Genomic DNA, 22,628 nt, shown 5'->3' on the forward strand with positions numbered 1-22,628 from the left:
GGACCCACGCAGTCGCATGGCCGGGGATAGCGCTCCCGCAGATCTTCTCTACGGACAGTCCCAGCAGTATTCCCGCCGAGCCCACCGCCACGCCACGCCTGGCGCGGAAGTTCGGCGGGCATCGCCTCTCCTGGAATCCTTGCCCGTCGGCTCCACCAGGACCATCGTGCCCGCTCCTCTATCGTGGGGATAACGCTAGCATCCATGGCATGCCGGCGCAAGATGCGGCAACACAATGGTCACGCTTTGAGTATGCTTAGGGTCACGCGCTTGCTACGCGGCCACATGCCACGCTCGGGAGGTCCACATGGACGTGAGGGAGACCTGCACAGCACTGGAGTTTGCGCGAGGGGTGCGCGAGGAGGCGCTCGACCTTCTGCGTGCGATCGGCCGCATCGGGGCACCCACGGGCGACGAGGGACGCCGCGCGGCGTTTGTGGCCGCATGGCTACGAGAGCAGGGCGCAGCCGACGTCGCCATCGACGAGGCGAGAAACGTCGTGTGTGTCCTGGGTGACCGTTCGGCACCCGGACGCGCGGTCTTCTCGGCCCACACCGACATAGTGTTTCCCGACACGGGCGAGCTGCCGCTCACTGAGGACGAGGAGAACATGTACGCCCCGGGCATCGGAGACGACACCGCCTGCCTGGTGACGCTCCTCATGGCCACCAAGTGGTTCCTCATGAACCGCCCACAGCTCGACACCTGCGTCGTGGTGGTTGCCAACTCTGGCGAAGAGGGCCTGGGCAACCTCAAGGGCACCAAGCAGCTTATGCGAGAGGCCACGGCGCCCGTAACAGAGCTCACGGCGCTCGACGCCCACTTTCCCGAGGTGGTCACCGAGGCCGTAGGGTCGCTTCGCTACCGCATCAGCGTCCACACGCAGGGCGGGCACAGCTGGAAGGACTGGGGCGTCCCCAACGCCATCGAGCGCCTCTCGCGCATTGTGTGCGCCCTCTACGACCTGCCGCGTCCCACGGACGCCCGCACCACCTGCAACGTTGGCCTCATCGAAGGCGGTACCACAGTCAACAGCATCGCAAGCGAGACCTCGTGCCTGTGCGAGTTTCGCTCCACGAGCGAGGCGTGCCTCCAAGAGATGGACGAGAAGCTACGCGGCCTCGTGGCCCAGGCGGACGCCCGCGACGACATGGAGGTCCACCTTGGCGTCATTGGGCGTCGCCCTGCCGCAGGCGATGTGAGCGAGAGCGCCGAGCGCCGGCTCACGCGCCGCTGCGACCAGGCGATCCAGGCGGTCCTTGGCATGCGCGCCCGCCACGTGAGCTCGTCGACCGACGCAAACGTGCCGCTTTCGCTGGGCGTCCCAGCCGTATGCGTGGGAACCATTGACGGCGGACTTCCCCACACGCGCGAGGAGTGGATCCGCAAGGCTTCGCTCGAGCAGGGCGTGGCCGTCGCGCTCCTGCTCATGATGGCGCACGTGGTGAAGGACGCCTAGCCTCTGAGGGCCCCCACAAACCCGGCGAGACGCCCGAGCCCCTCGACGCTGGGAAACGCGTAGAACGCTCCCTGGGCGTGACAACGGGCAACCCCATGCGCTCGAGCGCTGCCCCCGTGATGTCACGCCTTGCCTGATAGGACGCACTCATCGGCACCGTGTTGGTTGCCAGCGCCTCGACGGTAGCATGCTGCAGAAAAGCAGGCACCGACGAGACGACGTACTGGTGCACTTTGGCCATGGCGGCTGCGGCCTTCTCGCCAGCACCCACCCAGCCAAGCCGCCAGCCGGTCATGGCCCAGGGCTTCGAGAAGCTGTTGGCCACGATCGTCCTGTCTGCCAGCTCGGGATAGAGCGCCTCCGTCGCGCCATCGGTCACAATCACGTTGCCAGGCGGGAGGGCCACACCTCGCTCGGCCTCCCACGCGCATATCGCCTCGCGGAGCCAAGCGAAGCCATTGTTGGGCGGGTAGTGCGTGAGGCCGTGGTCAAGATCTATCCCCACCTGCGCGCACACGGCTGCGGGGGTGCCCTCTCCGGGCTCGCCCAGTGTGAGCGAGACGCAACCAGGGGTTTGCGCGGCCAGCGCCGAGAAGCGCCTGATGCCCGAGAGCCTGAGGTCATCAAGTGCGGAGTTGAGCGAGAGGGGCATGGGTGTCTCCTTGGGATTCCACGCTGTCCTATATGTGGCTCTAACGCGGCGCGCGGGCACAGCTTCTCGAAGCCTAACAAAAAAGACCCCGCAGGGTCCCGCTTGCCGAAAATGTGATGATTGCCGCCTCGTGATGGCACCGAGGGTGCCGGGGCGCATGGCCCCTAACCGACCCTGGTGCACTTGACGAGCAGGTGAGAATCCCCGTGGTTTGCAGCATGGCTCTCGTACCAGCGTTCTATGTCGCGGTAGAGCCACAAGGGGCTGTCAGCCTCGAAGCTGCGACGATGATCGTCAAACATTGCGGTGTACTCGCCGCTCATGAACCAGCCGTTCATGCAGGCGTCGAGAACCTTCTTCTGAAGCCTGCTCAGGTCCCTGATCTTCATAGTGCCTCCTCTCCTGGTAATGGCAGCATTGCCGGTGATTATGATACCCATCACATGGGGGTGACATGTTGCGGCCCAGCAAATGCACAGAATGCCTACAACTTGTTTGAACAAGTAGTAAGCCCAGCGTAAGTGGTTCGTTTGGAAACCATGGGGTCCCGCTAGCGGAATTTCTCCAGGCGCGCGAGAGCATCTTGTACGGTGTCGCGCACATGGTCGACACGATTGCGCGCGTCCTCGATTTTGCTCTGGACCACGATGTCGGAGATGGCCCCGTCAAAGAAGAAGTCCGCAAACGTCCAGCCCCGGCTGATGTCCACCTTGAGTCCAGAGATCTCGTGCACGTCCGAGAGCTCGCGCGAGAAGGCCTCGAGAGACGACTGCGCATCACGTAGCGCGTCCTGCGTCTCGTCGATACGATGGTGCTTCACCAGTCCAGAGATGAGGCCCCCACCAAAGATGTCGAGCATGCCCCATCCGGAAGCGCTGTCCAGGCACTTGGCCGCCCGGTCAAGGCATGAGAGGGCCTCCTTGCCTGCGGCGATTGCCTCCTCAATCTCTCGCTTTGGGTTGAAGTCCTCTCCGGGAACCTCGTAGATTGGGCTGCTGTCGCTGTTGCGGGCCATGTGATCCTCGCCCCTCGTGTGTGCTGGCATGTGCTTCCGACGGTCCTCTTGCCCACATTCTACCCGGGAGCGTCTACCGTGGTCACAGGCATCCATCTTGTGCATGCATGGGACGGAGAGTCGCCATACAATTCTCGTATGAATTGACCGTGCCGGTCGCCATGCCAACCGGCAGGCCGGCACGCAGGCATCGCAGGGGAGGCACGTGTGAACCTCAAGCAGCTGGAGTACTTCGTCGCCATCGCCGAGGAGCACCAGATCACGGCGGCAGCACGGCGCCTGCACATCTCGCAGCCGCCGCTCTCCTACGAGCTCGCCCAGCTCGAGCGCGAGTTGGGGACCACGCTCGTACGCAGGGGCCCGCGCTCGGCCACGCTCACGGATGCCGGCAAGCTCCTCTACGAGCGAGCCCTACGCATCCTTGCACTTGCGCAGGCTACCAAGCGCGACGTCGAGGGCATGGGCAAGGGCATGGCGGGGGTGCTCACGCTTGGGGTCGACGCCTCGTGCGTGGGCTCGGTCCCCGGGTCGAGGCTCGCCGAGCTCGCGACGGTGCCAGACGTCTCGGTGGAGCTTCGTGAGGGCGACACGCCGCAGGTGCTCGAGATGCTCGAGGGAGGCGTGGTGGACATTGGGGTCGTGCGCACGCCCTTCCCAAGCGACGGCCTGCGCTGTCGCTATGCTAGGGCGGAACGCATGCTTGCCATCATGCCACCCGCGCTCGAGGTGGGGACGGAGATGGACGTCACCTGCGCGCAGCTCTCGGATGTGCCCGTAATACTCACGCGACGCCTCGAGGCACAGGTACGAGGCGCCTTTGCCGATGCCAAGGCCAACCTTCTCGCAAGCTGCACGGTCGATGACCCCCGCACGGCCTGCACGTGGGCGCGCAATGGGATGGGGGTCGCCCTCGTTCCCGAGACGCTCCTGCCCGTGACGGACACGGGCGAGTGCTTCATAAAGGTGATTGCCGAGAAGGGCTTGTCCACGCGGCAGGCGGTGGTCTGGAAGGCAGACCGGTACATGTCACCGCTTGCGCAGAGGTGCTTGGCTCTTCTCGGCGACCTGGGATAGGGACCAGCCGGACTAAGGAAGGGGCGCCCGGCCGGGGAACCAGCTGGCAACGCTACTTGTCGCTTGTGGCACCCTCGACATCAGCGTCATCGGGATCGGCGACGACCTCCTCGACGTTCCCGGATTCGCCGGGCCTCTCGGCCTTGGAGACGGCCCTGCCGCCATCGCCCTCCTCCATGCCCTCGCGCACGTTCTTGACGGTCTTGCCGATGGCAGAGCCGAGCTTGGGAAGGTTCTTGGGCCCAAAGATGACAAGGGCAATCACGAGGATGACGAGAAGTTCGGGGACTCCCAGTCCGAGAATCATTGCATGCCTCCTTGGACGACATACGTTTGGACGGCAACGCCTTGTTGCGGCCCCTTGCAGCACGTCATGGGACGTGCCACCTTTCAGTCCTGATGGTAGGGCGACAGTATGGATAGGTAAAATACATTTTGATGGGCTGTGACATACAGAGTTTATATCGATTGCCCAGTACGGGCGCTCGGACTGCTGACAGGGAGGCACGTGACGCGGCGGCACGGCCACCTTACAATGATCGAGGGTACATGAACCCCATTCGAAAGGAGCCACACATGGCAGAGCTTCCGCAGGCAGAGATTGGCATCTTTGGCGGGTCCGGTTTCTACAGCCTCTTCGAGGGCGACCGCGAGGAGGTCTCCCTCGACACGCGCTGGGGTCAGCCCTCCGATGTCTACACCGTGGGAACCATCGGCGGACGCAAGGTTGCGTTTCTCCCCCGCCATGGTCACAAGCACACCTTTGCACCCGGCGAGGTCAACTACCGAGCCAACCTCTGGGGCATGCGCGAGCTTGGCGTGAAGCAGGTCATTGGACCCTGCTCGGTAGGGTCCCTCTCGCTTGACATCCACCCCGGCGACTTTGTGATCTGCGACCAGTTCGTCGACAGGACCAGGTGCCGTGCCGACACCTTCTTCACACATGAGCTTGGCCTTGGCGTGCAGCACCTCTCCGCCGCTCGCCCCTACTGCGAGACCATGCGCAAGATTGCCGTCGAGAAGTGTCGCGAGCTTGGCATTCCCGTGCACGACGGAGGCGCTGTGGTCACCATCCAGGGCCCGCGCTTCTCGACCACGGCAGAGAGTGAGTGGTTCCAGAAGATGGGCTGGTCTGTGGTGAACATGACACAGTACCCCGAGGCGTGGCTCGCGCGCGAGCTTGGCATGCACTACGTGAACATTAGCCTGGTTACCGACTACGATTCGGGTCTGGGCAAGTACGCGGCCGTCACCAACGACGACGTGCTGCGCGTCTTTAGCGAGAACCTCCACCTGCTGCGCAAGCTCATCGAGGCCATGGTCCCCGCTCTTCCCGAGAATATCGACGACGACTGCACCGGAAGCGCAGCGCTCTTCGAGCGACTCTAGGGTGACAGTTGGGGTGCGCCGCCCGGTGGCGACGCGGGGCGGCGCACCCAGCAAGTCTCGAAACCGACCCTCCGACGCCGCGCGGCAACCCAGCCTAGTCCAGCTCGCCCTCCTCCAGAATCTGGAAGCCAGCCCGCTCGATGGCAAAGACGGCCTCGGCGGCCTGCGCGGGATCGGTCACCTTTAGGGCAAAGATGGCATTGCCGTCCTGGTGAGAGAAGCAATACCCATATTCCACCGAGATGTCCGCCTCGTCGAGCGTCTCAAGAAGCTCCGCCAGCCCACCAGGCCGGTTGGGCACAGCCACGGCCGTGACCTTGGTCAAGCGGGCACGGTATCCCGCTGCGTCAAGCGCTGCCTTGGCCTTGTCGGCCTCATTGCACACAATGCGCACCAAGCCGTACTCGGGGGTGTCGGCAATCGAGAGGGCACTCATGTTGACGCCCGCGTCCGCGAGAGAGCGGCAGAGTGCCGCCAGACGCCCCTTGTCGTTCTCGAGAAAGACTGAGATTTGCTTGATCATCACTTAATCCCCTTCCTCATGTCGATGACGCGCTTGGCCTTGCCTGTGCTGCGCGAGATGGACTTGGGTTCGACGATGCGAACCTTGACGCCAACGGAGAGGTCGGTTTTGAGGCGAGCAGAGATTTGACGCTGCAGGGCCTCAATGGCGCCGGTCTGGTCAAAGTCGAAGTCGGGATTGGCTTCCGCCTTGAGCGTGACCACGTCCAGCGATCGCTCGTCGGTGCCAACCTCAATCTGGTACCAGCTCGAGACATGGTCGAAGGTCTTCATGACGTCCTCGATCTGCGATGGGAAGACGTTCACACCACGGATGATGAGCATGTCGTCGGTGCGGCCGTGCAGGCGGTCGATGCGCTTGTGCGTGCAGCCGCAGGGGCACTCACCAGGCAGGATGCGCGTGATGTCGCGTGTGCGGTAGCGCACGACGGGCGATGCCTCGCGGTCGAGCGTGGTGAGGACAAGCTCGCCCCACTCGCCATCGGGCAGGCGCCTGCCCGTAGCAGGATCGATGATCTCGGCGAAGAAGTGGTCCTCGGCAAGGTGCAGGCCGTCCTGCTCGAGGCACTCGCAGGCCACACCCGGACCCATGGTCTCGGTGAGGCCATAGATGTCGAGAGCCCTGTAGTTGAGCTTGCGCTCCAGCTCGATGCGGAAGTTGTCCGAGAAGGGCTCGGCGCCGTGGATGCCTGCCTTGAGGTGGAAGTCGCGAGTGGGATCGAGCCCCATCTCGAGCGCCGTGTCAGCGATGTGCATCGCGTAGCTGGGCGTGCAGCAGAGGATTGTGGTGCCCATCTCGCGCAAGATGCGAATCTGACGCTCGGTGTTGCCGGCCGAGGCGGGGATGACCGTGGCGCCCGAGGCAAGCGCGCCGTAGTGGGCGCCCAAGCCACCCGTGAAGAGGCCATAGCCATAGGCAACCTGTACCACGTCTGTGGCACCGCCGTCCGCAAAGCGGATGCTGCGGGCGAAGCAGTCTGACCAGAAGTCAAGGTCATGCTGGGTATAGGCACCAAGCGTCGCCACACCGGTGGTGCCCGAGGACATGTGGATCTCTCGCACGTCCGAGAGGGGCACGGCAAGCATGCCATAGGGTGCGGCGTCGCGAAGGTCCTGTTTGGTCACAAAGGGCGCATGTGCGAGGTCATCGAGAGAGACAAGGCGATAGGGGTCGAAGCCTGCCTCGTCGAAGGAGCGCTTGTAGAACGGGATGTGCTCGTAGCAGTTGACCAGCGTGCGTCGAACGGCCTCGAGCTGCATCTCCTCGAGCTTCTCGTGCGAAAGCCGCGTAGGGTCTGCCGCCTCCGCATCTCCAGCCACCGTCGTGCCATCGTGCTCGCTTGCCATGCCAAGCCGCCTTTCGAGCCAACCGCGCGTCGAAATCCGGGACGTCCGACGCGTGCACCCATTGTCATCCAGGAGCCGCTTCCACAGGAATCTGAATCCGTGAGCGCACTTTATCATAGGAGAGCGTCGACGAGGGTCGGCCAGTAGCATGAGATTTGGGTTCGGGGCCAACGGTGCGCGTCGCAGCGGCATGTGGCGCGTACGGCTATAGTTGGCTCCGGTAACAACGGGGAGGACTCATGAGCGAGCTGCGCATCACGGCGGCTAGCCGCACAGACGCAGAAGACCTGGCAGCCATCTACGCACCCTACGTGCAAGACACCGCAATCACCTTTGAATACGATGCCCCCGATGCGCAGGAGATGGCAGTGCGCATCGGGGGCATCACCCTTACCCACCCCTGGTTGGTGGCTCGTGACGGGGCGGGCGGCGTGCTGGGCTACGCCTACGCAAGTCCCTACTATGGGCGCGCGGCATACGGCTGGTGCGTGGAGACCTCCGTCTACGTGGCACGCGAGGAGCGCGGGCACGGCGTTGGCTCGGCCCTCTACCGGGCACTCGAGCGGGCGCTTTCGGCACAGGGCATCCTCAACCTCTACGCCTGCATCGCCACGACCGACGAGCCGGATGCCCACCTCGGCAACGCAAGCGTGGCGTTTCACGAGCGACTTGGCTACCGCGAGATAGGCCACTTCCCCAAGTGCGGCTACAAGTTTGGTCGTTGGTACGACACCGTATGGATGGAGCGCGACCTCGGAGAGCACGTCGCCGCCCAGCCCATCTGGCGGACGTTTCCCCAGGTGAAAGCCGAGCTGGGACTGTAGGTGAAGCCTCCTCGGGACCCTCTCCAAAGCTCGGCTTACCTGCACGAGGCCAGAGAGACCTGGAGTGGCGTGCAGGCCGACTGGCAAGCAGCCGTCCCAATGGCAGAAGTCCGGCATCGTGCGTACGCACGACCGAGACTTGCTGCCAATTTCGCCCTCCAAGAGCCCCATGCTGGCAGAAATCCGCCATCATGCGTACGCACAACCCCGGCCCGTTGCCATGGCTCTCTCGTCCAACTGGGCAAACGTCACCGCCCTGGCAGCTCTCCATGGTCGTGCGTACGCACGATGCGGCTTTCTAGCCAGCCCGCCCAACTGCGGCCTGATTGCATGCGCGGAGAAGGGCGCAATTGGATCGCAGGCCTTTGGCTTGGGAACGGCCGCCTCTCCAAGCGTCCCTACAGCACAGGCCCAAGCGCATTGGCCGCAGCCTGCGCATCCTCCACGGAGAGGCCATCGTACTGCACCACGAACCGCGCCCATCCGTCTCTCCCCTTCGCATGCTCGGGGACACGCGCGAACGAGGAGAGCGGCGCCAACGAGACCCCCACTCCGCGAGCGGCCGACACAATGCCGCGCTCCCCGCGACCGTCGTCTTCCACGGCAAGCACGAAGTGGATGCCAGAGTCCGCCTCCTCGATGCGCAGGCGGCTGCCCGCCGGTCCACCGAGAAGCCCCTCCACCAGCGCATCTCTCGTCTCGCGCATCTCACGGCGATAGCGAGCCACATGCCTCCCGTACGCACCGGACTCAAGCGCGTGTGCCAGCGCCACCTGGTCGATTGCGGGCACGGTTGTCGAGAGGAACCCCAAGCGGTCGTCAAAGGCGGCATCGAGTGCGGACGGCAGCACCAGATAGGCGATGCGCAGCGCCGACGAGAGACTCTTCGAGAACGTGTTGAGGTAGATGACGCCGCCTGTGGCATCAATGCTTGCAAGCGACGGAATGGGCCGACCGGCAAGTCGCAGCTCGCAGTCGTAGTCGTCCTCGACAATGTATCGCCCGACCTTCTCGGCAGCCCATCCCAAAAGCTCGTAGCGGCGAGCAATGCTCGTCACACACCCCGTGGGGAACTGGTGCGAGGGCATCACATGTGCCACGGCAACCCCAGACGCCCGCAGCGCACGCGACGAGAGTCCCTCCGCATCAAGCGGCAGGTAGGATACGTCAAGACCGTGGGCTCTATAGGACTCGCTCGCCCGCGCGTAGCCCGGATCCTCCACGCCAACGGTATGCGACTCACGCAGGAGCTGTGCGACAAGCCCGTAGAGCGTCTGTGCGCCAGCCCCCACAACGACCAGCTTGGGATCCACCGACATACCGCGCGAGCGCGCCAGGTGGGCGGCGATCGCCTCCCGAAGACGCATCACGCCGCGAGCGGGCGGCGTGCGATACAAGACGTCATCCGGCTCGTGAGCCAACGCGTCGCGAAGGGCTCGCTCCCACAGGCGCGCAGCCCCAGGCGCAGCAACCTCGGCGCCGAGGGCGAGGTCATATGCCGGTCTGCCTGTGGTTTGCTGGTCTTTGCATGAGCACGTCGGCACCTGACGCGTGGGGATGGGTGCCGACGCGGGAGCAGTCAAGTCCGGCAGCGTAGGCAGGCTCGCGGCATAGTAGCCCCGCCGGGGGCGAGAAACCACGTATCCCTCGGCAACAAGCTGCGCATAGGCACCTTCCACCGTGACCACGCTCACTCCCAGCCCCTCCGCAAGCGCGCGCCGCGACGGCAGGCGCTCGCCCGCGGCAATTCCTCCGGTTACCACCTGGTCTCGGATACACCGGTAGAGATGCTCGTAGAGGGGAAGCCCTCCTCGCCCCGTAAGGTCGATGCCCTGCATGCAGTGTTCCTCTCATCCGTGGCCTTATCAATACGGTAACACTGGTCTTAATCTGGTCCTATCAATTTATCTCATTCTGGACATTCAAATATGACCATGACGCGTCTAGTCTTCAGAGCCACACGAATACGCCAACGACAAGGGGGCCATCGCATGGCACAGGACGAGAATGCGACGCAGAAGGCAGCACCAACGCCGGGACCAGAGCGATCAAAGCTCAACCGCGAGCTCGCACAGATGCTCAAGGGCGGTGTCATCATGGACGTCACAACCCCTGAGCAGGCGCGTGTTGCCGAGGAGGCGGGTGCCTGCGCCGTCATGGCGCTCGAGCGTATCCCGGCCGACATTCGCGCCGCAGGTGGCGTGAGCCGCATGAGCGACCCGCACATGATCAAGGGCATCCAGGCGGCAGTCTCCATCCCCGTTATGGCCAAGTGCCGCATTGGCCACTTTGTGGAGGCGCAGGTACTCCAGGCCATCAACATCGACTACATCGACGAGTCGGAGGTCCTCTCCCCCGCCGACGATGCCTACCACATCGACAAGACGCGGTTCGCGGTGCCCTTCGTCTGCGGGGCGCGCGACCTGGGCGAGGCCCTGCGTCGCATTGCCGAGGGCGCGTCGATGATCCGCACCAAGGGCGAACCCGGCACCGGCGACGTGGTGCAGGCGGTGAGCCACATGCGCCTCATCAACGCGCAGATGCGCCACGTGGCGAGCCTGCGCGAGGACGAGCTCTTCGAGGAGGCCAAGCGCCTGGCGGTGCCCCTTGAGCTTGTGCGCTTTGTGCACGAGAGCGGCCGCCTGCCAGTGGTCAACTTTGCTGCAGGCGGCGTGGCCACACCGGCGGACGCAGCGCTCATGATGCAGCTGGGCGCCGAGGGCGTGTTCGTGGGGTCGGGCATCTTCAAGAGTGGCGACCCCGCCGAGCGTGCCCGCGCCATCGTGGGTGCAGTCACCAGCTTCGACGACCCCGAGAAGATTGCGGCGCTCTCCGAGGGCCTTGGCGAAGCCATGGTTGGCATCAACAGGGATGAGATAGACCTGCTCATGGCCGAGAGGGGCAAGTGATGGCAACGGCGGTCCTCGCCCTGCAGGGGGCCTTCGTCGAACACGAGGCCCATCTTGCGGAGCTGGGCGAGAGGTCCTTCGAGCTACGCGACGCAGATGATCTCTCACGCCCGTTTGACCGCCTGGTCCTTCCCGGCGGCGAGTCCACGGTCCAGGGACGCCTCCTCGAGGAGCGGGACATGCTCGAGCCCCTGCGCAAGCGGATCGCAGACGGCATGCCGGTGCTTGCTACCTGCGCCGGGCTCATTCTGTTGGCACAACGGCTTGCCGCGCACGACGACAAGGGCACGCCGCGCCTGTCCACGATGGACGTGACCGTCGAGCGCAATGCGTACGGCCGCCAGCTAGGAAGCTTCCGCACGGCGGCAAGGGTCGCCGGAGTTGGGCAAGACGTGCCGATGACCTTCATCCGTGCTCCACGCGTGGTAGAGGTGGGCGCAGGCGTCCAGGTGCTTGCTCGGATTGACGGAAGTGTGGTGGCGGTTCGCCAGGGGTCACAGCTGGGGCTTTCCTTTCATCCCGAGCTCGACCGCGACCTCAGGCTGCACCAGCTGTTCCTCTCGCTGTAGGGTCACCACCCCACCCCTGGCATCCGCCGGCTGCCGTGAAGGGAGGAAAGGGACGCCGAGGAGAGAAGGTCACGGTCGCACCGGACCTGCGCCCGTTGGCGGATGGCCCCGCCTGCCGTTCCAACTTGTGCGAAACTTTCCTCAGGCGTCCGTCAGGGACGACGAACCACAGGAGAGGATGAATTATGCTGAGGATCGGCCTTCTCACCAGCGGCGGCGACTGCCAGGCGCTCAACGCAACCATGCGAGCCATCGTCAAGACAATCATGCACAACGCCAAGCAGGACGTCGAGATCTATGGCTTCCTCGATGGCTACCAGGGTCTCATCCGCAATCGCTACATCCAGATGACCCCAGGCGACTTCTCCGGTCTCCTCTCACTGGGCGGCACGGTGCTGGGCACCAGCCGCACGCCGTTCAAGCTCCTGGACATCCCCGAGGCAGACGGAACCGTGAAGGTTCCCGCCATGAAGCGCACCTACAAGAACCTCAAGCTCGACTGTCTCTTTGTGCTGGGCGGCAACGGCTCCACCAAGACGGCCAACCGCCTCTACCAGGAGGGGCTACACGTAATCGCACTGCCCAAGACCATCGACAACGACACCTGGGGTACCGACCTCACCTTTGGCTTCACCTCGGCCACCGACGTTGCCACCCGTTGCATTGACGACATCCACACAACGGCAAGCTCCCACGGTCGCGTCTTCGTTATCGAGATCATGGGCCACAAGGTGGGCTGGATTCCTCTCTACGCGGGTGTCGCCGGCGGTGCCGACGTCATTCTCATCCCCGAAATCCCCTACGACATGGATAACGTAGTCAAGGCCATTGACCGTCGAGAGGAGAACGGCGGCCGCTTTGCGATCATCGTCTGCGCTGAGGGTGCCATCTCAAAGGAGCAGGCAGCGATGAAGAAGAAGGACTACAAGAAGCTTGTGGCCGAGCGTGTCAAGCCCTCCGTTGCCTATGACATCGCCGAGGAGATTGCCCGCAGGACCGACCGCGAGGTCCGCGTGGCCGTACCGGGCCACACGCAGCGCGGCGGCCAGCCGGACTCCCAAGACAGGATCTTTGCCACCCAGTGCGGCGTAGAGGCGGCGTGCGGCTGCCTCGAGGGCAAGTACGGCTATATGATTGCCAAGGTAGGTGGCAGGATGTGCCGGGTGCCGCTCGAGGACGTGGCAGGCAAGCTCAAGTACGTCGACCCCAACTGCGACCTGGTGCGCGAGGCAAGGCTTCTTGGCATCAGCTTTGGCGACGAGTAGACGCGAGGGCGAATGATTGGCGGGGCCTGGCAGAGCTTTGTGACGGAGACGGCGGCATGGGGAGCCCATGCCGTCTTCCTTCGTTTGCTTCTCGCCACCCTCGTGGGCACGGCAATCGGCATCGACCGCGAGTTCCACAACAAGGGCGCGGGCGTCAAGACCCACGTCCTTGTGTGCATCGGCGCGGCCATGGCGATGATCGTAAGCGAGTATGTGCTCCACCAGTTCCCCGACGCCGGGGGCGACATCAACCGCATTGGCGCGCAGGTCATCTCGGGCGTGGGGTTTCTCGGCGTGGGCACCATCCTCGTGACCGGAAGAAACGAGGTCCGCGGCCTCACGACAGCCGCTGGACTTTGGGCCTGCGCGTGCATCGGCCTGGCGGCGGGCATTGGCTTTGCGGAGGGCGCGCTTATCGGTCTCTTCTTCGTGCTTCTCGCCTTCGAGGGCCTGAACCGCCTCGACCATGTGATTCGCCAGGCCTCCAAGACCTTCGACGTCTACGTGGAGTTCGATGAGCCCTCGGGTGTGCGCGAGCTTCTCCGCAAGCTTCACTCCTGGGACTGCACATACGAGAACTTTGAGGTCATCCGTGGTCAGGACGGCAGGAAGGGCACGGCGGCGACCTTCTCGGTCGAACTCTCGACGATGGGACGCAAGAGCCTCTTTATCGAGTCCATCGGAAACCTTGACTTCGTCACCTTTGCCGACGAAATCTAGGCCGGAAGGCTAGCGCCGTGTCAACGTTTCTCAACAAGAGCCCCGTCTTTGGTCCCGTCACAAGCAGGCGCTTTGGGGTCTCGCTCGGGGTGAACCTCATGCCTGCCACGGGCAAGATCTGCACTTTCGACTGCCTGTACTGCGAGAACGGCCTTGATGCGCAGCGCCGCACGCACGACGGCTACACTGACCTTGGCCAGGTCACAGACGCCCTCGAGAGGACCCTCGCAGACATGGCCGAGAGGGGCGAGCACCTCGACGACATCTGCTTTGCCGGGAACGGCGAGCCCACCGCGAGCCCCGCCTTTCCCCAAGCCGTCTACGTGGCGCTGGCCCTGCGCGACCGCTACGCCCCAGACGCATACGTGACCGTGCTCTCAAGCGGCACACAGGCCGGGCGGCCGGCCGTCCACGCCGCGCTCATGCGCGTGGACAGAAACGTCCTCAAGCTGGACACCGTAGACCCCGCCTATGTCGCGGCGCTCAACCGCCCCAAGGTGCCGTATGACGTGGAGCGCCAGATCGAGACGCTTGCGTCCTTCTCGGGCCACGTGATTGTCCAGACGATCTTCCTGCGGGGCAGCTACGAGGGTCGCTCGTTTGACAACACGGACGAGGAGCACGTGGGTGCGTGGCTCTCGGCGCTCGTGCGCATCCAGCCTAGGGGCGTGACCATCTACACCGTGGACCGAGATACGCCAGTGGCAGGTCTCACAAAAGCGCCAAGAGACGCCCTCGACACCATTGCGCGGCGCGTGCGCGAGCTTGGGTTCCCTTGCGCCGTTGGGTACTGAGACGCAACGCCACTCCCGCGGCGCACAGACACGCACACGTCTCCCCTCTACGCGCTATCATCGTCCGCGTACCCGAAAAGTCACGAAAGATCGGACGCCCAGCATGTGCGAGCTCTTCGCGATCAACTCGAGCAGGCCGGTCTTGGCCAATGCCTACCTGAGAGAGTTCTACACCCACAGCCATGACCATCCCCACGGTTGGGGTCTCTCGTGGCGAGATGACAACGGCAGGCCCGGAGACCCTGAGGCAGACGTGGTGCTCTGGCGCGAGCCCATCCCCGCCTACAGGTCCACGCTCCTGCCTAAGATTCTGGCGCACCCTGTCGAGGCCTGCCGCCTGGAAGCGCACATCCGCTTCTCCACCTGCGGCGAGCAATGCGTCGAGAACTGCCATCCCTTCCTTGGCTCGGACATATCCGGACACGAGTGGACCCTCATCCACAACGGCATCCTCTTCAACGAGGAGCTGCTCGCAGGCTATGACCGTCGTGAGCGGGGCGAGACGGACAGCGAGCGCACGATGCTCTTCCTGCTCGACGTCCTCGACGAGGCTGCCCTGCGTGCGGGTGGCGCGCTTGACTTCGAGGGCACCTTCAATGCGCTTGCGGGCGCCATGTCGCAGATCTCGAACCTCAACCGCCTGAACCTCATCATGGACGATGGCACCTACACCTACGTGCACACCAACACGTCTGAGGACACACTCAACTTTCGCCAGCTATCGGATGACGCCATCGTCTTCTCGACCAAGCCGCTTGGGGGAGAGGCCGAGAGAGACCTCTGGAAGCCGGTCCCCAGAAACCGCCTTATCGCCTACCGCGGCGGACGCCTGGTGCGCACCTCCGCGCCGCACGGCTACACGTTCTGCGAGGCGATACTGGACCTGCGTAGGAAGTTTGGCGACGCATGGCCCGAAGTCATTGCGTCGTCGTAGGCAGAGGCAGCGCACGCGGAGCCTGCGACAAGGGTGACGAGGGTTCGCGCTCCCCCCTGCTCCCCTGGGACATCCTTCGGGCAGAAAAGTGTAGCCGTGCGTACGCACGACCCGGAGGTTCTGACATGGCCCCAACGTTTGCCCAGTTGGGCAAGGAGGCCCTGGCAGCGGACGGGGCTTGTGCGTACGCACGAGAAGGACTTCTCGCCACCGCTTCCTAGCCCTACTGGGGAAATGCGGCCCTCGTGGCAGAAAGGCTCGATGGTGCGTACGCACGAGAGAACTTTCTCGCCCGCGACCAGGGACAATGGCCTGGTCACCCCACACCATCAGCATCGCGTTGGGCGGAGAAATGCCCTTGCGCCACATTCGTGACACGCGCCTCTGCTAGGCTAGGTTGTTCTCAACCATCAGGCAGACGGCGCGGGGGCCACCCCGCCAAGAGCGAAAGCGACAAGCATGGATCTCTCCCAGGCAATCGAACAGGCAAACGCCTTCGTCTTCCCTGGCTTTCTCACCGACGACGACTCTCTCACCCAGGAGCGCTCCAAGAACGAGGAGGCCATCAAGGTTCTTACCGACGCCTGGAAGGCGGCACCCGATGGTCGCGAGCCATTCTCGTTTGACCTGGTAAGGGGCCTTGCCGACAGAAACCGTGACATCTGTGACCGCTACGGCATCGAGCGCCTGCGCAACACGCAGGGCCTCAACCTCGCGCGGCGTCTCTCGGACGCAGACCTCATCCATGGCGTGGCTGCGCTCCAGCACCGCTCGGACGAGGAGATTGCACGCGTCGCGGGCCCAAGCGTCACGGACTTGGGCATTGCCTACATCGACGCGCCGGTATGGGGCGCCGTGGTGGGCATCGACATCGAGACCTCAGACCGCGAGCCAGACCGCGGCTATGTAATCAACGTTGGTCTCGAGTTCATGAATCTCACGCCCACGGCAAAGCCCACCAATCCCTACTCTGCCTACTGCGGCATACCCGAGATGTATGCCGAGAGGGGCGTACCTCTTACGGAGATCCACCACATCACGTGGAAGGACCTTGAGGGAAAGCCGTCCCTACGACAGAACCCCAAGATGCAGAAGGCGATTCTCGCAGCGCTCACGACGTTCCCGTACATGGCCCACAATGCCGCCTTCGAGGACTCCTGGTTCATGCTCAACGTCGACGGCTACGCCGAGGCGCGCAAGGCCGGAAGGATTGTGCCCATCGACACGCGTGACATCTGCCGTCGCGTGGACCCGGAGGTGCGCCTACTTCCCCGCGAGTCCCATCCCGCTACGCTCGAGAACTGGGCGCGTCGGCGCGGCACCCTAGGCAAGAACGAGAAGGAGCGCCACCTCGGCCTTGAGGACGTGGACCTCATGCTTGCGACCGTGCAGGCCGAGTTCTCGGAGCGCAAGATGTTCCCCGGCCAGCGCGAGGAGGACTAGCATGCGTCTGCAGCAGCTCCGCTACCTCATCGCCGTCGCAGAGAGCGGTTCGATCAACTCGGTGGCGCACAGCCACTACATCTCGCAGTCGGCGCTCTCGACCTCCATCCGCGAGCTCGAGGAGGAGATGGGCGTCAAGGTCTTCAACCGCACGAACAAGGGCATTACGCTCACCTCGGAGGGCGTCGAGCTTCTCGCCTACGCACGCCAGGTGGTCGAGCAGGCCGACCTCATGATCCGCCACTACGCGAGCGACCGCGAGGATTCCTACCACAAGCTCTCCGTTTCTTCTCAGCACTATGCCTTTGTGGTCAATGCGTTCACCGAGTTTGTGACCAAGCGCAATGACGAGTCCTGCGACTTCACGCTGCGCGAGACCCGCACGGCCGATGTGATCGATGACGTACGCACCTTTAGAAGCGACATTGGGGTGCTCTACCTCTCCACCTACAACGAGCGGGTCTTGAGACGCCGTCTCGATGAGGCCAACCTGCGCTTTGTCTCGCTCTTCCGTGCACGACCCCATGTCTTTGTCCGTGAGGGCCACCCTTTGGCCAGACTCTCTCGTGTGGGCATGCAGGACCTTGAGGGCTACCCGCGCTATACCTTTGAGCAGGGCCCCGAGGGATCGCTCTACTATTCCGAGGAGCCCCTCTCGTCGCTTCCCCATAGGCAGCGCATCACCGTGAGTGATCGCGCGACCATGACGAGCCTCTTGCGCTGCTACGACGGCTTTCTTGTCTCGACGGGCGTCCGCTCGGACGAGATGCTCGACGGCATCGTGGCAATCCCGCTCGACGTGGACGAGGTCATGAACGTGGGCTACGTGGTGCACCGCGAGCGCAAGCTCTCGAGTCTTGCGCAGGCATACATCACCGAGCTCAATCAGCTCATCCTTGACTGCGTTGACAAGAACGCCCTCATTCCCTCCAAGGAGGTCACGAGGGCGATTGCCGATGCTTCTGCAAGAGATACGATGGACACGCCGGAGTACACGGCTCCCACCGAGTAGAGCCGCTGCGGCCACACAGCTACATGAGCTCGGCCACGTTCTTGGCAAACTCCACCGGGTCGTCAATGGGAAGGCCCTCGACGAGCAGCGCCTGGTCGTAGAGGATGGATCCCATGAGCTTGAGGCGGTCCTTCTCGCCTGCCTCCTGGGCGGCCACAAGCTTCCCAAAGACGGGGTGTGCGGCGTTGAGCTTGAGCACGCGCTGGGCCTTGGGCGCCGACGCTGCCTCGGGTCCCTGGCTGATCACGCGTTCCATCTCGAGCGACACCGGACCCTCGGAGGCAATCGTCGCGGGGGCATCGCCCAGACCCGCGGCCACGCGTACGTCGGTGACCTTGTCGCCAAGGTCGCCCTTGAGTTCGTCGATGAGGTCTTTGTGCTCGGTGGTTGCCTCGTCGGCCGCCTTCTTTTCGTCCTCGGTCGCAAGGTTGAGATCTGCGGAGGAGACGTTGGCAAACTCGAGGTCGCGAGCCTCGGTTCCCGTATGCTCGGAGTCACCGGCCACGGCGTCAACATGGTAGGTCCGCATGAACTGGAACATGAACTCGTCAACGTCCTGGGTACAGAGAAGCACGTCAAAACCGTGGCTCACAGCCGCGCTCACCACGGGCATCTTCTCCAGGCGCTCACGGGAGTCGCCGGCCGCATAGTAGATCTTGTCCTGCTCGGCGGGCATGGCAGCCACATACTCTTTGAGCGTGACCTGCTTGCCTTCCTTGGCAGACCAGAACAGCAGGAGATCGGCGAGGTCCGCTGCCTTGGAGCCATAGGAGTTGTAGATGCCAAACTTGAGGCCACGGCCAAAGTTCTCAAAGAACTTCTCGTAGGTCTCGCGGTCGTCGTCACGCATGCCCTCGAGTTCGGAGCGAATCTTCTTCTCGATGCGGCGTGCAATGGCCCTGAGCTGCGAGTTCTGCTGCAGGGTCTCACGGGAGATGTTGAGCGTCACGTCGGGCGAGTCCACAATGCCGCGCACGAAGTTGTAATAGTCGGGCAGGAGGTCGGCGCACTTCTCCTGGATGAGGACGTTTGACGAGTAGAGCGCCAGTCCCTTCTCGTAGTCCTTGCTGTAGAGGTCAAAGGGCCGCTCGGAGGGGATGAAGAGCAGCGCGTCATATGAGAGCGCACCCTCGGCGTGGAAGCTTATCGTGCGCTGCGGCTTCTCCCAGTCGTGGAAGGTCGACTTGTAGAACTCGTCGTAGTCCTCCTGCTTGACCTCGCTTGCGCGCTTCTTCCAGATGGGCGTCATGGAGTTCAAGGTCTCCAGCTCCTGGTAGTCCTCGTACTCGGGCTTGTAGTCGTCGCCGGCATCCTCGGGCTTTGGCTTCTCGCGGCTCTTGGTGACCATCATCTGGATGGGGTGGCGCACGTAGTTCGAGTAGCGCGTCACAAGGTCGCGCAGGCCCCACTCGGAGAGGAAGCGGTCGGTGTTGTCCTCCTCGGTGGAGGGGCGAAGGAAGAGCGTCACGTCGGTGCCGTGGTCGTTCTCGCCCGAGCGCTCACCCTCGGCGGCGGGCTCAATCGTGTAGCCGCTCCTGCCGTCAGACTGCCAGGCAAAGGCCTCGTCTGCACCATAGGCTCGGCTCACGACGCGGACCTTGTCAGCAACCATGAAGGTCGAGTAGAAGCCCACGCCAAACTGGCCGATGATGTCCACGTCCTGGCCCTGGTGCTCGGCGTTCGCCTCCTTGAAGGCCTCGGAACCCGAGTGGGCGATGGTGCCAAGGTTCTTGTCCAGCTCGTCTTTGGTCATGCCGATACCGTTATCGCTTACCGTGATAGTGCGGGCGTCCTTATCGAACGAGAGGCGAATGGCAAGCGAGTCCTGATCGACGTGGACGTCCGGGTTGGTGAGACCCTCGAAGCTGAGCTTGTCGATGGCATCCGAGGCGTTGGAGATGAGCTCGCGGAGGAAGATCTCCTTGTTGGTGTAAATCGAGTTGATCATGAGGTCCAAGAGCTTCTTGGACTCTGTCTTGAACTGCTTCATGCGCGCTTCCTTCGTTTGGGACATGGCTAACGTCTATCTAGTTACCCAGCCAGGGAAGTGATAAACCCATGGGCGAGAAGAATCTGCTTTATACGCGCTGAGATTTTCTCCCTCAGTGCGCTGGGGATACGGAACCGTGGTGATGGTGGTGCGCCACCACGGCCTCATCACGCTACTCGGCGGGAGCAAATGCCTCGATGATGGGCCAGCATGCCTCTGGCACGGCTCGCGTGGCCAAACACGCCGTCCGTCCTTGAAGTTGGATCTCGGCAAGAGAGTGATGCTATGCGTACGCATAACGCGCGCGTTCTGCCCGAACGCCCTTCTTGGCGAGGCCTAGTGGCAGCAACCCGCCATCGTGCGTACGCACAAGAGTGACTTTCTGACATGGTGCCTCACGCTACCTGCAGAAACGCCACGGCAGTGGCAAGGGGATGTCTTCGTGCGTACGCATGACCCTACTTTTCTGCCCAGAGAGCCCTCCCGAGTGGCGCAACTGGCAGCAACCCGCAATCGTGCGTACGCAGGACCCCTGAAATTTGCCAAATCGCCTCCGCGCCCCCCGGCCATACACTTTGGCAGCCTTGTTTCGCATCACCACACGCACCAACTACGTGCAACCCCACCGCGTACCATGGATGAGAACACCAACCTAAGGAGATGCAGCATGAAGCTCTTTGCTTATGCCCTGCGCAAGTACGACGAACTGGGCTATCTTGACGCGTGTGCACGCGAAATGGGATTCGAGTACGGCTGGACATCCGAGTACCCCAGTCTCGATAACGCTAAGCTGGCCAGGGGCTACGACGCGCTCTGCATCATCACCAACCCCATGCCAGCGGAGCTTCTCGATACATTCCATGAGGAGGGCGTGAAAAACCTCGCCACCAGGACCATCGGCTACGAGCACATCGATGTCACCCACGCCTACGAACTGGGCATGCGGGTGGCAAACGCGCCCTACCCTCCCGAGGGCGTTGCCAACTACGCCATCATGCTGCTGCTCATGGCACAGCGAAAGGTCAAGCTTCTCTCGCGCCAGTCCCTGGCACAGGATTTTAGCCTTCGCGGCAAGCTGGGGAAGGACGTCTCGACTTCCACGGTGGGCATCGTGGGGACAGGTCGGATTGGCGCCACCGTCGTCAAGCACCTTGCGGGCTTTGGCTGCAAGCTCCTCGCCTACGACCCCCACCCAAACCCCGAGGTCGCGAAGCTCGCGACCTACGTCGACCTTGACACCCTCTACGCCGAGTCGGACGCAATCACACTCCATGCGCCGGGACTGCCCGAGAACCACCATATGGTCGATGCGGCCTCGTTTGCCAAGATGAAGCGCGGCGTGACCATCGTGAACGCGGCGCGCGGCATGCTCGTCGACACCCAGGCGCTCATCGAGGCCATAGAGTCCGGGCAGGTTGGCGCGGCCGCACTCGACACCATTGAGCGCGAGGAAGACCTCTGCTACCTCGACCGCAGCAGGGATGTGCTTCCCAACCGCGACCGTGCGGTCCTTATGGCGTTCCCCAACGTGATTGTCTCGCCGCACATGGCCTTCTACACTGCAGAGGATGTGGAGGCCATGATTTGCAATGCGGCCAGCGCACTTCTCGCCTTTGAGCGCGGAGAGAAGACCCCCTTCGAGGTACGACGCTAGCCGAGCACGAAAGGCGCAGAGGCACAAGGCAGGGGGCTGATGTCACCTTGGACCGCCCCCGTGCTACAAAAATTGATACAGCTCACATTCAAAAGCTGATGGTTGAGACGTACGCCATGGACCCGTTGGGCGCCATTGGTACGGCATCCGGAGCATCCGCCTTTGGGCCGTCAAACGACCGCGTGCCATGCACGCCATGCCGTGCGAGACCTGCCTCGAGATGGAGCATGGCAATCCCCGTGTCGACGAGCTGGACGTCTCCGATGGCGCGTGGCGGCAGCGTACGATGCTCGTAGAGACCGATGTGCCCTTCCGGGTAGACCAGCCTCCATGGCTGGAGGTCCTGCGCCGAGGGTGCCAGGCGCACGCAGCCGAGCGCAGACGCCCTGACAGGGTCGCACTCGGCGGACGACGCAATAGGATGCGCAAGGCCACCCTGCGAGAGGACCAGGCGTTCGACCACATAACAAGGCGCAGGTCCACGGGAATGTGTAGCCTTTCTCAGGCTAGCGCACTCACGAGGCGTGGAAGGCCGTCAACCCGCCAATCTGGCGGGCGGTCTACACACACCCGCGCCGAACTGCTGTTTGTTTGGAGAATTCATCGCTTGCCGACGAGAACGGGACATTCTCCAAACGCGGGACTAACTCTCCTCAAACCAGGATATAGTCAAAGCATGTAGGTCATGGTCGTTCGGCGAAAGGACATGCCATGGGAAAGAAAGCGGCAGAGGCGCTCGACATCAGCTACAACGATTTGGCCGACTACCTTCATCGAAACCATTCGGTGTACATGAAGGTCGGGTCGGCCGTCTACTACCTCACAGATGTTAACTATGAGGCATGGCGCGCACAGGACACATCACGGCGCAACTCGAAGAACCACTTCGTGGACTGCAGCGAGCTTGTTAGCACCGTTGACGAGTTCCTCATGCTCCCCTTCGTCCATGGCAAGACCATTAAGGACGTGTTTGACCAGGCAACCTTCTATGCCTCGGTCAAGGACGAGAAGACTGTGTAGCCTGCATGAGACAAGAGACAAGGGGACAGTCCCCTT

23 protein-coding genes and 1 riboswitch are annotated in these 22,628 nt (G+C 63.3%); of the genes, 14 read left to right on the forward strand and 9 right to left on the reverse strand.

Features of this window, described 5'->3' with window-relative positions; all coding sequences use genetic code 11:
- Window positions 1-19: 19 nt before the first annotated feature.
- Window positions 20-189, reverse strand: a riboswitch (Lysine riboswitch).
- Window positions 190-307: 118 nt separating this feature from the next.
- Window positions 308-1,459: a M20 family metallopeptidase gene (locus ACO59D_RS04560; RefSeq protein WP_485125953.1), complete on the forward strand. Its 1,152-nt coding sequence runs from the start codon at window positions 308-310 to the stop codon at window positions 1,457-1,459.
- On the opposite strand, the gene ACO59D_RS04565 is transcribed toward ACO59D_RS04560, so the two are convergent.
- The 3 genes from ACO59D_RS04565 to ACO59D_RS04575 all read right to left on the reverse strand — a co-directional run bounded on the left by ACO59D_RS04565 (window position 1,428) and on the right by ACO59D_RS04575 (window position 3,126).
- A complete protein-coding gene (locus ACO59D_RS04565; protein ID WP_485125954.1) occupies window positions 1,428-2,111 on the reverse strand; it encodes an aminotransferase class I/II-fold pyridoxal phosphate-dependent enzyme in 684 nt (227 codons plus the stop codon). The genes ACO59D_RS04560 and ACO59D_RS04565 overlap by 32 nt on opposite strands.
- Window positions 2,112-2,275: 164 nt before the next feature.
- A complete protein-coding gene (locus ACO59D_RS04570; RefSeq protein WP_130812341.1) occupies window positions 2,276-2,500 on the reverse strand; it encodes a hypothetical protein in 225 nt (74 codons plus the stop codon).
- Between the two features lie 161 nt (window positions 2,501-2,661).
- A complete protein-coding gene (locus tag ACO59D_RS04575; protein WP_485125955.1) occupies window positions 2,662-3,126 on the reverse strand; it encodes a hypothetical protein in 465 nt (154 codons plus the stop codon).
- Between the two features lie 207 nt (window positions 3,127-3,333).
- On the opposite strand from ACO59D_RS04575, the gene ACO59D_RS04580 reads away from it, so the two are divergent.
- Entirely contained in the window at window positions 3,334-4,200 is an 867-nt protein-coding gene (locus tag ACO59D_RS04580) for a LysR family transcriptional regulator (protein WP_485125956.1), read from the forward strand.
- A gap of 52 nt (window positions 4,201-4,252) precedes the next feature.
- Here the strand turns inward: ACO59D_RS04580 and tatA are convergent, their stop codons facing one another.
- Window positions 4,253-4,507 (reverse strand): twin-arginine translocase TatA/TatE family subunit, encoded by a 255-nt coding sequence (tatA, locus tag ACO59D_RS04585; RefSeq protein WP_485125957.1) that lies wholly within the window; start codon window positions 4,505-4,507, stop codon window positions 4,253-4,255.
- 269 nt (window positions 4,508-4,776) lie between these two features.
- On the opposite strand from tatA, the gene ACO59D_RS04590 reads away from it, so the two are divergent.
- Window positions 4,777-5,589, forward strand: a complete 813-nt coding sequence (locus tag ACO59D_RS04590; protein WP_130812344.1) for an S-methyl-5'-thioadenosine phosphorylase — start codon at window positions 4,777-4,779, stop codon at window positions 5,587-5,589.
- Between the two features lie 94 nt (window positions 5,590-5,683).
- On the opposite strand, the gene ACO59D_RS04595 is transcribed toward ACO59D_RS04590, so the two are convergent.
- A complete protein-coding gene (locus tag ACO59D_RS04595) occupies window positions 5,684-6,112 on the reverse strand; it encodes an ACT domain-containing protein (RefSeq protein ID WP_130812668.1) in 429 nt (142 codons plus the stop codon).
- Window positions 6,112-7,458 (reverse strand): phenylacetate--CoA ligase family protein, encoded by a 1,347-nt coding sequence (locus tag ACO59D_RS04600; protein WP_130812345.1) that lies wholly within the window; start codon window positions 7,456-7,458, stop codon window positions 6,112-6,114. The genes ACO59D_RS04595 and ACO59D_RS04600 overlap by 1 nt, the downstream gene beginning before the upstream one ends.
- 239 nt (window positions 7,459-7,697) lie before the next feature.
- Between ACO59D_RS04600 and ACO59D_RS04605 the strand changes: the two genes are divergently transcribed.
- On the forward strand, window positions 7,698-8,282 hold the full coding sequence (locus ACO59D_RS04605; protein WP_130812346.1) for a GNAT family N-acetyltransferase: 585 nt from the start codon (window positions 7,698-7,700) through the stop codon (window positions 8,280-8,282).
- Window positions 8,283-8,680: 398 nt separating this feature from the next.
- On the opposite strand, the gene pdxR is transcribed toward ACO59D_RS04605, so the two are convergent.
- A complete protein-coding gene (pdxR, locus tag ACO59D_RS04610) occupies window positions 8,681-10,120 on the reverse strand; it encodes a MocR-like pyridoxine biosynthesis transcription factor PdxR (protein ID WP_485125958.1) in 1,440 nt (479 codons plus the stop codon).
- A gap of 153 nt (window positions 10,121-10,273) precedes the next feature.
- Here pdxR and pdxS point away from each other — a divergent pair, with 153 nt between their 5' ends.
- The 8 genes from pdxS to ACO59D_RS04650 all read left to right on the forward strand — a co-directional run bounded on the left by pdxS (window position 10,274) and on the right by ACO59D_RS04650 (window position 17,928).
- Window positions 10,274-11,191 (forward strand): pyridoxal 5'-phosphate synthase lyase subunit PdxS, encoded by a 918-nt coding sequence (gene pdxS / locus ACO59D_RS04615; RefSeq protein ID WP_485125959.1) that lies wholly within the window; start codon window positions 10,274-10,276, stop codon window positions 11,189-11,191.
- A complete protein-coding gene (pdxT, locus tag ACO59D_RS04620) occupies window positions 11,191-11,760 on the forward strand; it encodes a pyridoxal 5'-phosphate synthase glutaminase subunit PdxT (RefSeq protein WP_485125960.1) in 570 nt (189 codons plus the stop codon). Before pdxS ends, pdxT begins: the two co-directional genes overlap by 1 nt.
- A gap of 185 nt (window positions 11,761-11,945) precedes the next feature.
- On the forward strand, window positions 11,946-13,025 hold the full coding sequence (locus tag ACO59D_RS04625; RefSeq protein ID WP_485125961.1) for a 6-phosphofructokinase: 1,080 nt from the start codon (window positions 11,946-11,948) through the stop codon (window positions 13,023-13,025).
- 12 nt (window positions 13,026-13,037) lie between these two features.
- Window positions 13,038-13,745 (forward strand): MgtC/SapB family protein, encoded by a 708-nt coding sequence (locus ACO59D_RS04630; protein ID WP_485125962.1) that lies wholly within the window; start codon window positions 13,038-13,040, stop codon window positions 13,743-13,745.
- Window positions 13,746-13,762: 17 nt separating this feature from the next.
- On the forward strand, window positions 13,763-14,539 hold the full coding sequence (locus ACO59D_RS04635; RefSeq protein WP_485125963.1) for a radical SAM protein: 777 nt from the start codon (window positions 13,763-13,765) through the stop codon (window positions 14,537-14,539).
- Between the two features lie 103 nt (window positions 14,540-14,642).
- On the forward strand, window positions 14,643-15,473 hold the full coding sequence (locus ACO59D_RS04640) for a class II glutamine amidotransferase (protein WP_485125964.1): 831 nt from the start codon (window positions 14,643-14,645) through the stop codon (window positions 15,471-15,473).
- 459 nt (window positions 15,474-15,932) lie between these two features.
- Complete coding sequence (locus ACO59D_RS04645) at window positions 15,933-16,916, forward strand: 3'-5' exonuclease (protein ID WP_485125965.1); 984 nt, start codon at window positions 15,933-15,935, stop codon at window positions 16,914-16,916.
- A 1-nt stretch (window position 16,917) separates the two neighbouring features.
- Window positions 16,918-17,928 carry a LysR family transcriptional regulator gene (locus ACO59D_RS04650; RefSeq protein ID WP_485125966.1) on the forward strand — a complete coding sequence of 337 codons (1,011 nt, stop codon included), beginning with the start codon at window positions 16,918-16,920 and terminating at the stop codon, window positions 17,926-17,928.
- A 19-nt stretch (window positions 17,929-17,947) separates the two neighbouring features.
- Here ACO59D_RS04650 and htpG read toward each other — a convergent pair whose 3' ends face one another.
- Window positions 17,948-19,918: a molecular chaperone HtpG gene (htpG, locus tag ACO59D_RS04655; protein ID WP_485125967.1), complete on the reverse strand. Its 1,971-nt coding sequence runs from the start codon at window positions 19,916-19,918 to the stop codon at window positions 17,948-17,950.
- A 667-nt stretch (window positions 19,919-20,585) separates the two neighbouring features.
- Between htpG and ACO59D_RS04660 the strand changes: the two genes are divergently transcribed.
- Window positions 20,586-21,572 carry a D-isomer specific 2-hydroxyacid dehydrogenase family protein gene (locus ACO59D_RS04660; protein WP_485125968.1) on the forward strand — a complete coding sequence of 329 codons (987 nt, stop codon included), beginning with the start codon at window positions 20,586-20,588 and terminating at the stop codon, window positions 21,570-21,572.
- Between the two features lie 88 nt (window positions 21,573-21,660).
- On the opposite strand, the gene ACO59D_RS04665 is transcribed toward ACO59D_RS04660, so the two are convergent.
- Window positions 21,661-22,035 (reverse strand): hypothetical protein, encoded by a 375-nt coding sequence (locus ACO59D_RS04665; RefSeq protein WP_485125969.1) that lies wholly within the window; start codon window positions 22,033-22,035, stop codon window positions 21,661-21,663.
- Between the two features lie 248 nt (window positions 22,036-22,283).
- Here ACO59D_RS04665 and ACO59D_RS04670 point away from each other — a divergent pair, with 248 nt between their 5' ends.
- The gene (locus ACO59D_RS04670) at window positions 22,284-22,592 is read left to right on the forward strand and encodes a CDP-alcohol phosphatidyltransferase (protein WP_130812359.1); all 309 of its coding nucleotides are present in this window, start codon (window positions 22,284-22,286) and stop codon (window positions 22,590-22,592) included.
- Window positions 22,593-22,628: the final 36 nt, after the last annotated feature.

This window comes from Tractidigestivibacter sp. (assembly GCF_057241865.1).